Source organism: Nonomuraea rosea (assembly GCF_039539705.1).
In the GTDB taxonomy this organism is placed as follows: Bacteria; Actinomycetota; Actinomycetes; order Streptosporangiales; family Streptosporangiaceae; genus Nonomuraea; species Nonomuraea rosea.
Map to the genome: position 1 here is coordinate 316,226 of NZ_BAABDQ010000003.1, position 13,383 is coordinate 329,608.

At 69.7% G+C, this 13,383-nt stretch carries 14 protein-coding genes; 6 read left to right on the forward strand and 8 right to left on the reverse strand.

What is annotated here, in order from left to right; all coding sequences use genetic code 11:
* The first annotated feature begins 8 nt into the window (after nucleotides 1-8).
* On the forward strand, nucleotides 9-1,259 hold the full coding sequence (locus ABEA43_RS08940; RefSeq protein WP_345560147.1) for a serine hydroxymethyltransferase: 1,251 nt from the start codon (nucleotides 9-11) through the stop codon (nucleotides 1,257-1,259).
* Nucleotides 1,260-1,625: 366 nt separating this feature from the next.
* On the opposite strand, the gene ABEA43_RS08945 is transcribed toward ABEA43_RS08940, so the two are convergent.
* The 3 genes from ABEA43_RS08945 to ABEA43_RS08955 all read right to left on the reverse strand — a co-directional run bounded on the left by ABEA43_RS08945 (nucleotide 1,626) and on the right by ABEA43_RS08955 (nucleotide 4,298).
* A complete protein-coding gene (locus tag ABEA43_RS08945; protein ID WP_345560148.1) occupies nucleotides 1,626-2,852 on the reverse strand; it encodes a CHRD domain-containing protein in 1,227 nt (408 codons plus the stop codon).
* A gap of 223 nt (nucleotides 2,853-3,075) precedes the next feature.
* Nucleotides 3,076-3,807 (reverse strand): anti-sigma factor family protein, encoded by a 732-nt coding sequence (locus ABEA43_RS08950; RefSeq protein WP_345560149.1) that lies wholly within the window; start codon nucleotides 3,805-3,807, stop codon nucleotides 3,076-3,078.
* Nucleotides 3,804-4,298: a sigma-70 family RNA polymerase sigma factor gene (locus ABEA43_RS08955; RefSeq protein WP_425570225.1), complete on the reverse strand. Its 495-nt coding sequence runs from the start codon at nucleotides 4,296-4,298 to the stop codon at nucleotides 3,804-3,806. Before ABEA43_RS08955 ends, ABEA43_RS08950 begins: the two co-directional genes overlap by 4 nt.
* A gap of 336 nt (nucleotides 4,299-4,634) precedes the next feature.
* On the opposite strand from ABEA43_RS08955, the gene rsgA reads away from it, so the two are divergent.
* The gene (gene rsgA, locus ABEA43_RS08960) at nucleotides 4,635-5,762 is read left to right on the forward strand and encodes a ribosome small subunit-dependent GTPase A (RefSeq protein WP_345560150.1); all 1,128 of its coding nucleotides are present in this window, start codon (nucleotides 4,635-4,637) and stop codon (nucleotides 5,760-5,762) included.
* A gap of 169 nt (nucleotides 5,763-5,931) precedes the next feature.
* On the forward strand, nucleotides 5,932-6,558 hold the full coding sequence (locus ABEA43_RS08965) for a phosphoribosyltransferase (RefSeq protein ID WP_345560151.1): 627 nt from the start codon (nucleotides 5,932-5,934) through the stop codon (nucleotides 6,556-6,558).
* 18 nt (nucleotides 6,559-6,576) lie between these two features.
* On the opposite strand, the gene ABEA43_RS08970 is transcribed toward ABEA43_RS08965, so the two are convergent.
* Nucleotides 6,577-7,050, reverse strand: coding sequence for an ATP-binding protein (locus ABEA43_RS08970; RefSeq protein ID WP_345560152.1), 474 nt, complete (start codon nucleotides 7,048-7,050; stop codon nucleotides 6,577-6,579).
* Nucleotides 7,051-7,179: 129 nt separating this feature from the next.
* Between ABEA43_RS08970 and ABEA43_RS08975 the strand changes: the two genes are divergently transcribed.
* Both ABEA43_RS08975 and ABEA43_RS08980 read left to right on the forward strand, forming a co-directional pair.
* Entirely contained in the window at nucleotides 7,180-8,061 is an 882-nt protein-coding gene (locus ABEA43_RS08975) for a helix-turn-helix domain-containing protein (protein WP_345560153.1), read from the forward strand.
* A 135-nt stretch (nucleotides 8,062-8,196) separates the two neighbouring features.
* Nucleotides 8,197-8,430 (forward strand): DUF397 domain-containing protein, encoded by a 234-nt coding sequence (locus tag ABEA43_RS08980; protein WP_345560154.1) that lies wholly within the window; start codon nucleotides 8,197-8,199, stop codon nucleotides 8,428-8,430.
* Nucleotides 8,431-8,865: 435 nt separating this feature from the next.
* Here the strand turns inward: ABEA43_RS08980 and ABEA43_RS08985 are convergent, their stop codons facing one another.
* Nucleotides 8,866-9,513 carry a hypothetical protein gene (locus ABEA43_RS08985; protein WP_345560155.1) on the reverse strand — a complete coding sequence of 216 codons (648 nt, stop codon included), beginning with the start codon at nucleotides 9,511-9,513 and terminating at the stop codon, nucleotides 8,866-8,868.
* Nucleotides 9,514-9,878: 365 nt separating this feature from the next.
* Entirely contained in the window at nucleotides 9,879-11,120 is a 1,242-nt protein-coding gene (locus ABEA43_RS08990) for an esterase-like activity of phytase family protein (protein WP_345560156.1), read from the reverse strand.
* Between the two features lie 166 nt (nucleotides 11,121-11,286).
* Between ABEA43_RS08990 and ABEA43_RS08995 the strand changes: the two genes are divergently transcribed.
* Complete coding sequence (locus ABEA43_RS08995; protein ID WP_345560157.1) at nucleotides 11,287-11,682, forward strand: NUDIX hydrolase; 396 nt, start codon at nucleotides 11,287-11,289, stop codon at nucleotides 11,680-11,682.
* Between the two features lie 346 nt (nucleotides 11,683-12,028).
* On the opposite strand, the gene ABEA43_RS09000 is transcribed toward ABEA43_RS08995, so the two are convergent.
* Both ABEA43_RS09000 and ABEA43_RS09005 read right to left on the reverse strand, forming a co-directional pair.
* On the reverse strand, nucleotides 12,029-12,340 hold the full coding sequence (locus ABEA43_RS09000) for a WhiB family transcriptional regulator (protein WP_080036407.1): 312 nt from the start codon (nucleotides 12,338-12,340) through the stop codon (nucleotides 12,029-12,031).
* A gap of 101 nt (nucleotides 12,341-12,441) precedes the next feature.
* Nucleotides 12,442-13,269 (reverse strand): sucrase ferredoxin, encoded by an 828-nt coding sequence (locus ABEA43_RS09005; protein ID WP_345560158.1) that lies wholly within the window; start codon nucleotides 13,267-13,269, stop codon nucleotides 12,442-12,444.
* Nucleotides 13,270-13,383: the final 114 nt, after the last annotated feature.

Consider the following 13,383-nt stretch of genomic DNA (forward strand, 5'->3'; position numbering starts at 1 on the left):
GGAGAGTCATGGGTTCTCTCGCTAGCGTCGACCCGCAGATCGCCGAGCTCATCAAGGCGGAAGAGCGTCGTCAGGCCGACACCGTCAAGCTGATCGCGTCCGAAAACTACGTGTCCAAGGCCGTCCTCGAGGCCACCGGCACCGTATTGACGAACAAATACTCCGAGGGCTACGCGGGCAAGCGCTACTACGAGGGTCAGCAGGTCATCGACCAGGTCGAGACCCTGGCCATCGAGCGCGCCAAGTCCCTGTTCGGCGTCAACCACGCCAACGTCCAGCCCTACTCCGGCTCGCCCGCGAACCTGGCCGTCTACATGGCGTTCCTGCAGCCGGGCGACACGGTGATGGGCATGGGGCTGCCCTTCGGCGGCCACCTCACCCACGGCTGGTCGGTCTCGGCCACCGGCAAGTGGTTCAACCCGGTCCGCTACGGCGTGCGCCAGGACACCGGCCGCATCGACCTCGACGAGGTCCGCGCGCTCGCGCTGGAGCACCGGCCGAAGCTGATCTTCTGCGGCGGCACCGCGATCCCGCGCACGATCGACTTCGAGGGCTTCGCCGCGATCGCCCGTGAGGTCGGGGCCGTGCTGGCCGCCGACATCGCGCACATCGCCGGCCTGGTCGCGGGCGGCGCGCACCCGTCCCCGGTGGGCCACGCCGACGTGATCTCGACGACCACGCACAAGACGCTGCGCGGCCCGCGTGGCGCCATGCTCATGGCGACCTCCGAGGAGCACGCCAAGGCGCTCAACAAGGCCGTCTTCCCCGGCCTGCAGGGCGGCCCGCACAACCACACGACCGCGGCCATCGCCGTGGCGCTGCACGAGGCGAGCACCGACGACTTCAAGGCGTACGCGCACCAGGTGGTGGCCAACGCCAAGACGCTGGCGGACGAGCTCGCCGCGCGCGGGTTCGACCTGGTCTCGGGCGGCACCGACAACCACCTGATCCTGCTGGACCTCACGCCCAAGGGCATCGGCGGCAAGCCGGCCGCGCAGGCGCTCGACCGGGCGGGGCTGGAGACCAACTACAACACGGTGCCGTTCGACACGCGCAAGCCGTTCGACCCGTCGGGCATCCGCATCGGCACGCCGTCGGTGACCTCGCGCGGGATGGGCGAGGCCGAGATGCGGCAGATCGGCGCCTGGATGGACGAGGTCGTCACGGCCCTGGCCAAGGGCGACGCGGAGGACGTGATCACGCGCGTCCACCACGAGGTGAGCGAGCTGACCGCGCAGTTCCCCGCGCCCGGTCTGTAAAAAAAGGCTTCATAGGGTACGGCTGCGCACGGTGGGCGTCACCCACCGTGCGTGGCTCCGGCCTCCAGGGAGACGCCCGCTGACCCGCACGTGGCCGCCCGCCGCGACGGCGCACGGCGGGCCGTCCCGTCCGCCTCTCATGAGGCCGGTTCGACGATTCCGTCCCTGACGGTGGCCACCGGGACCACACGAAAAGCACCCCGCCGCACAGGCTCCCATGTGCGGCGGGGTGCTTCGTCGCGAGCGGGGTGGACCGGAGTACCCCGTCGCGCTGGCCGACCGGTGGCCCGGGGGACCGGGCCGGATCGGCCGGGGACGGCCTCCCGGGGGGACGGGACCGAATCGTCCCCCCGGTCAGCCTTGGCTTCAGCCGAGGAAGAGGTAGTCGGCCCCGTAGGCGACCTGCACCTGGCTGCCGGGCTCGCACGCCCCGGCGGGGGCGACGCCGCCGGTGGTGTTGAGCCGCAGGATCTGCGTGGCGTGCGCGAGCAGGCCGGTGCCCGTGCCCGACTGGGTGGCGTCGAGGACCAGCTCGGGGATGTTGCCCTCGCCGTTGGGCGTCCTGGTCACGACCGCGCCGCGCACCGCGCTGCCGTCCGGGGCGATCCACTGCGGCGGGCCGGCGGCGGGCGTCACGAACGAGTGGTCGATCGCGCGCCGCAGCTTGGCCGTCACGCCGAACTGGGTGAAGGCGTAGCCGCCCGCGGGCTGCTGCGTGCAGGCGTAGATCTGCGAGCCGCGCAGCACGTCGGCCGTGAGCGCGCGCGGGTGGGCGAACGCCTCGCCGGAGAGCTGACCGCGCACCGCGCCGCCGTCGAAGTCGAGGGTGTGCAGGTTGGTGTAGTAGCGGCCGGGGCTCGCGGCGATGCGCTTGACCACCTTGGCCGCGACCGGCGTCTCCCCGGTGACGCCGGTCACGTTCTGGGGCAGGGTCCCCGCGAAGAGGTCCGCGACGACCGGGCCGTTCTTGCCGGCCACGCCTTTGTGCAGGTGGCCGTTGGTCACCTGGCCGAGGCCGGACCAGGAGGCGGTGTAGGCGATGGACGAGCCGTTCGGGCGCAGCCACCAGGTGGCCTGGCCGTCCGGGTCGCCGCGCTTCTTGCCGTCGTTCGCCGCCACCTCCTGCGTGGCGTCGGCGCGCGAGGACAGCGTGGCCTGGCTGCTGCCGTGCAGCACGCCGTTGAGGTCGATCGGCTTGTTCAGCTTGTGCAGCTGTCCCCGTACGGCGCCCTTGGGGTGGGCCGCGTCGTGCAGGTTCGCGTAGAAGCCGCCGGGGTTGTCGAGGAGCGACTTGACCAGCTCGGGGTCGGCCTGGACGGTGCCGGTGAGGCCGAGCACGGAGGCGGGCAGCGGCTTGGTGAAGAACTCGAGCTTGACGTCCCCGTTCGCGCCCTTGGCACCGAGGTGGACGTGTCCCGCGGTGGGGGCGCCGATCTCGTTCCACCGGACGGCGAACGTGATCTCGTTCCCGCTGATCTTGAGGACGACCGTCGAACGTCCGTCGGCGTCACCCTTGGCACCGACCTCGTTCGCACCGCGCAGCCCCGCCGCGAGATAGACCTCGTCGCCGGAGGCGGCCGCATTCGCCTGCACCGAGGGGACGAGAAGAGCACCAGCCACCAGAGCGGTAGGAATGATGATTTTACGGATAGACATAATGAAACCTCTTAAAGGGCTTGATATTTCGGCGGGTACGGCAGGCAGTACGCGCCGGAGCCCGGGGAGGTTCAACTCAGTTATCCGTAAATTTCCACACAACGGGAAGAAACCAAAAAAAGCCCTCCCACCAGCGGCGGGAGGGCTTGGAGGCCGGTGTTCAGGCCTTGATGGTGAGCAATTTCTTACCTGCCGAGGAGATGACCTCGAAATGATCGATGTTCGCCAGCGGCGTCGCGCTGCCGCCGTGCATGTAGAGCGGATCAGGCGATCCCGGTACTCCGTACCCGGCTGGAGGTACGGACCATCCGGTCATCACCCGGCGCTCACCCGACTTGCCCACGGAGATCAGCTCGCACTCCAGCGGACCCTTCACCCCGGCCAGCTTGAGCGCCGCGTGAGTGCCCCACCCCTTGGACTCCACGACCAGTCCGCCGGTGATCCCGTCGACGCCCTTGCCCTCGATCGGGGAGCCGTCGGCGTAGAACTGCTCCGCCGGGCCCATGTGCGTGCCCATGTGTCCGGAGTGTTCCTGCGCGACCTGCGGCGGGCTCTCCGCGTCGAGTTGCGTGCCGATCGTCAGGCCGCCGGCCACCAGCGTGACCGCCGCCGCCATCCCGATCACGAACGTCCCCCTGCGCGTCCGCCTGTCGGCCGACTTCTTGCGCCGGAGCAGGTCGACCACGTCGCCCTGCTCCTCAAAGGAAGGGGGGTCGGCGTCCTCGACGGGACCGATCCCGTTCAGCACGCTCGCGACACCCGCCAGGTCGGACAGCTCGAAGCGGCAGGCGGGGCAGACGAGGAGATGGGTCTCGAACGCCAGCCTGTCGTCGTCGTCCAGCAGGCCCAAAGCATAGGCGCCTACGTCAGTGTGCTCGACTCTCGAGGTCACGCCGTCACCCCCCTCTCCTCCAAAGCGATCCGCAGCGCGCGGACGGCGTAGTAGACGCGGGACTTCACGGTGCCCACCGGGATGCCGAGCGCCTCCGCGGCGTCGTTGACCGACCGGTCCCGCAAGATCGTCTCGTTGAGAATCTCGCGGTGTGCCGGCGATAACGCCTTCAGCGCCTCTGACACGACCACCTGGTGCAGCAGTCCCTCCATCTCGTCCGGCACGGGCATGCTCTCCAGCGGTCCATCGCCCAACTCCTGCGGCCGGGCGTCCCGGCGCCGCCGGTCATCGATCACGATACGTCTGGCGACCGTGGCGAGCCAGGGCATCAACGACACCGAATCCGGGTCGAACTGCTCCGAACTACGCCAAGCACGAATCATGGTCTCTTGCACCACGTCTTCCGCCCACTGCCGATCGCCCGCCGTCAACCTGATCACGAAGGCCAGCAGCGGCCTGTGATACTCCCGGTAGAGCGCGGACACGACCATCTCGTCATCCGGCCGCACACGCCGGATCCAGTGTCGTAAGCGCGGCTTCCCCATCGGGGCGACTCCCTCGGCCGAGGGCGGGGGATAAGTGCTGATTCGCATCATTCCCCTTTCTCGCGTCCGTCGGCAGGTGGTACGGCCAGCCGCCCTGGCACGGTTCAACGACACGCCGAATCAAATCCGATTGCATCCCCGCGGACAGGGTGCGTAGAGTCGCTCTCAACTGATCGAGGAGGTGAGGACTATGCGGGTCGTCGTTTTCCGTATGCCGTCCGTCCACCTCCGGGCCCTCGTCTGAGCTGCCCGGTCCCTTCTCGCATCAAAGGGTTCACTACCTTGTCTTTCGACCTCACGTCAGCTGATCTCACGTCTTTCGATCTCACCCTGCTCGGGTGGAGCGAGCTCCGCGCCGCCGAGCTGCCCGACGGCACCGTCCCCGCCCGCGTGGCCCGCATCGACCGCGGCGCCGCCGAGGTGATCGCGGCGGACGGCCAGCATCACGTCAAGTACGGCGCCCGCGTCCGCAGGGCCTCTTCCGCCGACCCGGTCGCGCTGCCCTGCGTCGGCGACTGGGTCGCGCTCAAGCTGCTCCCGGAGGGGCGCTACGAGCTCGACCAGGTCATGCCGAGGACGACCGCGTTCATCAGGGGCGGCGTGAGCCGCGACTCGGTGGGCGGGCTGTCCGGCGACGGCCAGGGCCAGGTGCTCGCCGCCAACGTCGACATCGTCTTCGTGGCCGAGCCGTCGATGCACTCCACCGACTTCGCCGACCTCGGCCGCATCGAACGCCTCGTCGCGCTCGCCTGGGAGTCCGGTGGCACGCCCGTCGTGCTCATCACCAAGTCCGACCTGTTCGAGCAGGGCCTCGACGACCTGCTCGCCGACGTCCGGGTGGCCGCGCCGGGCGTGGCCGTGCACGCCGTCTCCTCGCTGCAGGGCGAGGGCGTCGAGCTGGCCGGCCACTACCTCGAAGGCTCCCGTACGGCCGTCATCCTCGGCCCGTCGGGGGCGGGCAAGTCCACCCTGGTCAACGCGCTGGCCGGCGGTTCGGTCATGGAGACCCAGCACGTACGCGCCGCCGACGGGCGCGGCCGGCACACCACCGTGCACCGGGAGCTGATCCCGCTGCCCGGCGGCGGGCTCGTCATCGACACGCCGGGCATCCGCCGCATCGGCCTCTACGACATCGGCGAGGGCGTCGACCTGGTCTTCTCCGACATCGAGGCGCTGGCGGAGCGGTGCAGGTTCGGCGACTGCGGCCACACGGGCGAGCCGGGCTGCGCGGTGCTGGACGCCCTGGAGAGCGGGGAGCTGCCGGAGCGGCGGCTGACGAGCTGGCGCAAACTGCAGCGGGAGGCGGCGTGGATGGCGTCCAGGACGGATGCGCGGCTGCGTAAGGAGCAGCAGAACAAGTGGAAGGTCATCCACAAGGAGATGCGCCGCTCAGGCCGCAACCGCCCCTGACGCTCCGCCCCTGTCCCGCCTGACCCTTCGGACCCGTTCGACCCTTCGGTCCCGTTGACCCGCCTGGCCCGGCATCCGGTCCGCGCGCCCCGTGCCCGGGGGCGCGCGAACCGGGGAATGGCAGGCGGGTCGGAGGCGAGGAGGCCGTGTGAGCGGGTAGGCACTGGTCATGGAGCTCTTCGCAGATCGGGCCCAGGCCGGGGCGCTGCTCGCCGAGCGGCTGCGGGACACGCACGACCCGGTGGTGCTGGCGTTGCCCCGGGGCGGGGTGGCGGTGGCGGTGCCGGTCGCGCGCAGCCTGGGCGCCACCCTCGACGTGCTCGTGACCAGGAAGATCGGCTATCCGCCGGCCCCGGAGCTGGGTGTCGGCGCGATAGCCGAGGGCGGGGAGCCGGTTTTCGACCTTCCCCTGCTGCACCGGCTGGGCATGACCCCCGAGTCCGTCGCCGACGTGGTCGAGCAGGAGCGACGCGAGCTGGCCCGCCGGGTACGCGCCTACCGGGGCGACCGCCCGCTGCCCGCGCTCGAAGGCCGTGAGGTGATCGTCGTGGACGACGGCCTGGCCACCGGCGGCACCGCGCGGGCGGCACTCAGAGCGGTGAACGCGGCCAAGCCCGCCAAGGTGACGCTGGCCGTGCCCGTCGGGGCCCGCGAGACCGTCAGGTCACTGCGGGAGGAGGCCGACGAGGTGGTCGTGGTGATCACACCGGTCGACTTCAGGGCGGTCGGGCAATGGTACGAGCACTTCGGCCAGCTCAGCGACGCCGACGTACTGGAGCTCCTGGACAGAGCCTGACCAGGAGCCTCTTACCTGTCAGCCCGCGAGGACGGCCCAGACGAGCTTGCGGGCACCGCCCGGGGAGAGCCAGCCCCAGGCGGTGCAGAGGGCGTCCACCAACCGCAACCCCCGTCCGAATTCCGAGAACACGTCCGGCGCCGCCGCCACCGGCACCGTCCGGCTGTGATCACTCACGACGCACGCCAGCTCGGGCCCATGGCTCAATAACCGGAGCTGCGCGGCCCCGCCCCCATGGCGCATGGCGTTCGTCACCAGCTCGGAAACCACGAGCTGGGCGTCCAGGGCCACCTCGAGCGCACCCCACGACGTCAGGGTCTGATCAACGAATCGCCTGGCCGTGGACACACAGGCCGGCTCAAGCGCCGTCCGCTGATGGAACGGGAACACCGCGTCGCACTCACCGGCACGCCCGTCCAGGAGGATCGACGAAAGCCATATTGGTGGCCGGGAACCGATGGCGGCTTGCGGCCGAGCGTCGAAAGTCGTCATTCTGGCCCCCGAAGCGCGGTCTGGTGATCCAATGCCCATCTTTACGGGGAGTGCTTACCGATGCAAGACTTTTCGTGGTTTACGGATGCGAATAGCATCTGCACGTGCAACTGACCTAGGAGCGGTGCGGTGAGCGCACAAAGCGCGGAGGGGAAGCTTCTCAGCTACTCGCCGGGAAGCCCGACGGTGCTGCGGATCCTGCTCGGGACCCAGCTCCGCAGGCTCCGTACCGTGAAGGGTATCTCCCGGGAGGACGCCGGGTATTCGATTCGGGCATCTCATGCGAAGATCAGCCGGTTGGAGCTCGGCCAGGTCAGCTTCAAGCAGCGGGACGTGGCCGACCTGCTGACGCTGTACGGCGTCACCGACCCCGCCGAGCGCGAGCCGCTGCTCGCCCTGGCCAAGCAGGCCAACGCCCCCGGCTGGTGGCACAAGTACGGCGATCTGCTGCCGTCCTGGTTCGAGGTCTACATCGGGCTGGAGGGGGCCGCGTCGGCCATCCGTACGTACGAGAACCAGTTCGTCCCCGGGCTGCTCCAGACGCCCGCCTATGCCAGGTCCGTCATCGAGCTGGCCCATGAGAAGGCCTCGAAGCAGGAGCTCGACCGCCGTGTGACGCTGCGCACCACCCGGCAGAAGCGGCTGGAGAGCGGGCTGACGATCTGGGCGGTGATCGACGAAGCCGTGGTGCGCCGCATGCTCGGCGGCCCGGAGACGATGCGGGAGCAGATCGTCCATCTCCTGGACATCACGGCGGAGCGCAATGTCACGGTGCAGATCATGCCGTTCGACCGCGGCGGGCATGCGGCGGCGGGCGGCCCGTTCAGCATTCTGCGCTTCCCGGAGCGCGAGCTGCCCGACGTCGTCTACATGGAGCAGCTCACGAGCGCCCTCTACCTGGACAAGCCAGCCGATTCCGACCACTACATGGAGGTCATGGACCGGCTCAGCATTCAGGCCGAAGAGCCCAAGCAGACGCGAAGGTTCCTGGAACGCCTCATTTCCCGATGAGCTGCTGATATGCCTGTGATCCACTCCATACGGTGATTTTTGGTCGTCCGCTATATGGAGATCAACGCGCTGCCGTATTCTCAGCTCGCAAACGCGGATGCACGTGCATCCGTAAGATCGCGAGGAGCTGCCCCCATGCATGAGTTCCGGAACGGAACGTCCGCCAGCCGACTTCCCGTCGTCTGGCGCAAAAGCAAGCGGAGCAACCCCAACGGCAACTGCGTCGAAGTCGCGAACCTGCCCACGGGGGAGATAGCCATGCGTAACTCACGCTTCCCAGAAGGCCCGGCACTCGTCTACACCCAGGCCGAGATCACCGCGTTCGTCCTCGGGGCCAAGGACGGCGAGTTCGACGATCTCATCGTCTGAGCCCTCCTCCCATCGCCGGACGCACCTGCTTTCGGTCCCTCCGGCGATGGGTTTCGGCCCCTCGGCCCCTTACCGCTGACGGAGCCACCCGGCCGGCCGCCTCACCGCGTGACCAGGGGCTTCGGCGATCACCGCCTCCATGCCTGCCGGGACGGAGCGCGCTGGGCCTGCTGCGGCGGGCCTGCTCGCGGCTCATCGTCGGCGCTCTGCCCCTGCATGCGCGGGATCGCGACCTGCCCGTGCTTGGCATCGGACGGTCAGGCGGGATGGCGCCGGTCGGCTCACGATGGCCTGCGCCGCACCGGGTCAGGTCATGCCAAGTGAGGTCGGGAGCGTTGTCGGCAGGTCGTGTGAGCGTGCCGGCGGGCCGGGAGCATGGTCGTACCGGGGCCGGTGGCTGGAAAGCGCGGCTTGGCGTACCAACGCATCAGTGGGTCAGGGGCGTGGCTCGCCGTACCAGCGCCAGCGGGTGGGGCGGGGGCGGCCGGGGAGGTCGGCGCGGCCGGTGGCCCACAGCAGGGTCGTCCATGGGTCGGTGGTCCGCGGGGCGTCGGGGAACAGCCTGGCCAGCGCCCGGGAGCACATGCCCGCCGGTGGCGCCCAGCCGAGCCCGAGGCCATCAGCCAGGTCGTGGGTGTGCACGAGGACCTCCACGATGCCCATCGCGGCGAAGCCCTCCGGGTCCGAGGCTCCGAAGACGTGGTGCCCGCGACGGTCGAGCGGGGTCGTGCGCGTCATCGCGACCAGCAGCGCGCCGCTCGTCTCCAGCACCTGCAGCAGCCCGGCCGGGCCCGCCGCGCGGTCGGCGTGCACGGAGTTCTTCGGGCCTCCCGGCCTGCGGCTCTCCAGAGTGAAGGGGACGTAGACGTCCAGCGGCGGTGTCCTGAGCCCGAGCTGGACGGCGTAGGCGAACAGGTCGTCGCTCATGTGCTCGACGGTCTCCCAGCAGGTCCACTCCAGCGAGCCGGCCTTGTCGTCCCAGGCAGGCTCCGGGATGCCCTTGAGGGCCTCGACCGCGAGGCGGACGGCCTCTTCGAGGTCGTCGGGGGTGACGACGGGTGACGGCTGCACTGGCTGTGACATGCCAGGCACCCTACCGCCGCGCCCCGACACTTCCGCCCCAGCGGCGGCCACCCGAGTTCGCCCAGGCGACACCGGCCATCGGGAGCGGCCCTAGGACAAGGGGCCCCTGAGCTCAGGGCGTCGGCTGCCAGAGCGGCCCAGGGGACCGGCCACCGGGAGTGGTCCTGGGGCACGGGCCCCGGAGTCCCGGCGCCGGCTGTCAGGGTGGCCCGGAAGACCGGTCACCGGCAGTGCCCCGGGGGTATCGGCCGCCCGAATTTGCCAGAGGGCCGGTCACTGGGTGTGGCCTGGGTGCCGGCGGGGGCACCGGAATCTGGTACCCGCTCGCCGGTCGCCGGTAGCGGAGGTCAGCCAGTTCCCGGAGGTCAGCGGTATACGCGGGGGTCCGCCTGGAGGCCGTGGGTGAGTTTGATGGTGATGAACTCGTTGTCGTCCGCCTTGCCCGGCGTGCGGCCGTTGGAGAAGGGGAAGTTGTTGTCGTCGAGCACCGCGAGCGTGCGGTCGTCGAGGATGGCGACGTCCTCGATCGTCTGGAACGGGAACCTGAACGTGCCCGCCGCGCCGCCGAGCCCGCGTGGGTCGGCGATGTTCAGGAGGTCGGCCACCAGGGTCTTGTCCAGCGCGCCGTCATGGTCCCGGTCGCGCATGTCGGCCAGGTAGATGCGCTTGACCTTGGCGGCGTCGCCCTGCAGGTTGTCCCGCTCGATGATCAGGAAGCGGTTGCGGTCCACGGCGATCGCGTCGCCGATGGCGTGGGAGGGGTCGTCCAGCCGGTACGTCCAGCGGCGCCCGGTGTAAGCGCCCTTGCGCAGGTCGAACTCGTTCATGCGCAAAGTTCCCGCCGGGTCCCCGTTCACCGTGCCTTCGAGCAGCGGGTAGAGGCGGCGGCCGTCCACGGACCTGGCCATGCCCTCGTACCCCTTGCTGCTGGCGAGGTTGGGCTGGCCGCCGTTCAGCGCCGGGTTCTCGGGGGCCTTGACGCCGGGGAGCTCGATCGGGGCCTGGAGCAGGCGGCCCTGGCGGTCGAAGTGGAGCAGGAACGGGCCGAACTCGTCGCCGACCCAGTACGTGCCGTCGGCCGTGCGCACGATCGACTCGACGTCGAAGTCGGCGCCGGTCAGCGTACGGTCCTGGCGGGTGAGGGGGAACGGGACCAGCCGGCGCGGGTCGGTCAGGTCGACGCCGCCGAGCACCCGTACCGACTTGGCCGCGAAGTCCGGCTTGATGCGGTGGATGCGGAGGAGGAAGTCCGAGCTGTTGGCCTTGTTGCCGAAGCCGTTGTCGGAGAGGACGTCGAACGTGCCGTCGTGGCGGCGGGCGATGCCGCTGAAGCCCTGGACGGGCTGGCCGGGGAACGGCGGGGTGATCCCGTTGACCGGGGCGGTGCCGAGCAGCGAGCCCGACGGCTCGCTGCCGGGGACGTAGGTCTGCGCGGGCAGCGAGGCGAACCCGGTGAGCGTGGCCTGGCCGAAGGCGCCACGATCGGCCCCAGCGGCCGTCGGGGAAGCGGCTGTCGGGGAAGCGGCCAGAGCCGGGGATGCCAAGGCTGGGGCGGCCAGAGCGAGGGCCGCCGTGGCCGCGCAGGTCACGATGGTGATGCGTGTCATGGCGGGCACCCTAGGGCGGCCACATGACGGCAATCCGAACAGCGGGCAACGGGCGATGACCAGTGAGAGTTGTATCACGGCGTCCCGGGACGTCCCGAGGTGTCCACGGGGTGTCTGGCGGGCGCCGGCGGCTTCAGGTGCTCCTGAGCGGTGGGATGCTGAAGGCATGGATCCGATGCGCGTCGTGGCGGCGGCGGTCGTCGACGAGGGCCGCCTGCTGGTCGTGAGCAAGAAGGCGGCTCCCGGCGTGTTCTACCTGCCGGGAGGCAAGCCCGAGCCGGGCGAGGCCCCCGAGGAGACGCTGGCCAGGGAGCTGGCGGAGGAGCTGGGGGTGCGCCCGCTCGACGCGGCGCTGCTGGGTCACGTGGAGGATGTGGCGGCGCTGGAAGGCGTGCCGATGCGCATGACCGTCTACACCGCGCGACTGGATCGCGGCCCGAGACCGGCTGCGGAGCTGGCCGCGCTGGGCTGGACCGACGGACGCGACGAGTTGCGGCCGTGCCTGGCGCCGGCGGTGCGCGACCAGGTGGTCCCGCTGCTCGTCCGTGCCGGGGCGCTCTGAGGCGGGCTTTGGACGGATGGGTTACGGGGTGCTTTGAGGCGGGCGCCGGACGGATGGGTTACGGAGCGAATTGAGGCGGGCGCCGGACGGATGAGGATACGGGGTGCTTTGAGGGGCGGCGCGAAGAAAGGGCGAGGGTGCTGCACGCGCGGGGCCGGGGTGTGGGAACGACAGAGACCACCCAGCCCGAGGCGTCGGGTGGGTGGTCCTGTGGTCGTGCGGAGTGAGGCGCCTGATCAGGCAGTTGCCCCGACCGGGTTCGCCAGAGCCTGGACATGGAGGGCCAGGCTCTGGTTCATCGGGACAACTGCACGATCACGCGATGATGGTGACGCTGCCGGGTGTGTCAGGCGGCGGAGATGCCGGCGCTGGCCGCGCGGCGCATACGACGGCGACGCTCGGAGGCGCGCTCGTCCTCGTTGAGACCGCCCCACGTGCCGTACTTCTCGGGCCGGGACAGCGCGTAGTCAAGGCACTCGTTGCGGACAGGGCACTGGGCGCAGATCGCCTTGGCCTTCCGCTCACGTACGTCACGCTCGGGCTGCCGCTCCCCATCGGGGCCGAAGAAGAGCACGAGGTCCTCACCCCGGCACGCGGCATCATCCTGCCAACCCCAGCTGGGGCGCGGGCGGGCGAGCTGCCGACGTACCTGAGACATGAGAAAACCACCTTCGTGAGAGGTATTTCGGTATTTGAGCCGCATTGGACGCTTTTGGCGTCACTGTTCCAACGCAGTGTCGGGCCGTGATGTTCCCTAGCTCAGGTGAGGGCGGGCGTGGCGTACCGCACAGGCGTGAGCCTGTCCAGCGAAACCAGCCGGTAGGTGGTGATCGTCTCGGCGCAAGCCGTACCACACGGCGCTGTGAACGCCGATGGCTCAACCACAACCTGGAACCGGACGTCTCCGCAGCACACGATGGCTTCGGTGACGTCACCGTCCGACCTGAAGGATTCCACGGCCACTGCGCCGACAGAACACTCTCCCGTATGTGCTCGGGCGAAGTGCTCGACGGCCTGCAATGGCTCAGGGATGCCTGCGCGTCCCCGGTAGCGGTCGAGAATGACCTCGCCCGACCGGTACGCGTTAGCCGCTGCCAGTGAAGCAGCCTGAGACATGCTGCCGTAGAAAATTCCGTGTGGCAAGCACACGAGGTTGGCGGCGTAACGATCGCCGCCAACGTGTGACGTTTCCCACACTCTGTCCGGCAACGATTCAGCCAGGAATCGAGCGAGGGGTAGTCCAATGCGGGCGCAGCACACATTGCGCTTGGCGTGCGTGCAGACCAGAAATACCGGCTCGTCCTCAAGTATGCAGGACTCCGGGACCACTCCGGCCACCAGCGCGTCCAGGTCAAGATCGTCAGGACCTGCGATGACACCTTGCGCCAGCCAGGGGCGATGCCCCGCCGCGTACCCCACTAGCACACGGATCCCCTGCTCCTGTGGGCGGGTCCGCTTACCGGGGCGGCGGATCAGCTGGGGGCGGATACCGCGTTCGAGCGCCCGCTGCACCAGGGTTGAGATTTTTTCAGGAAGTTCCCAGCTTTCCAGGCGGGATGGCCAGGCTCCGGTGTATTCGATGAGCAACCACAGCCTGGCTCCCACGGTGGCGCTGGCCAAAGTGGGCACCAGCCCGGTGTGGCATCCCCTGGGATGCTCGCAGCCCGTCGCCAACGCCTGTTCCCCTCCCCGATCGACTTA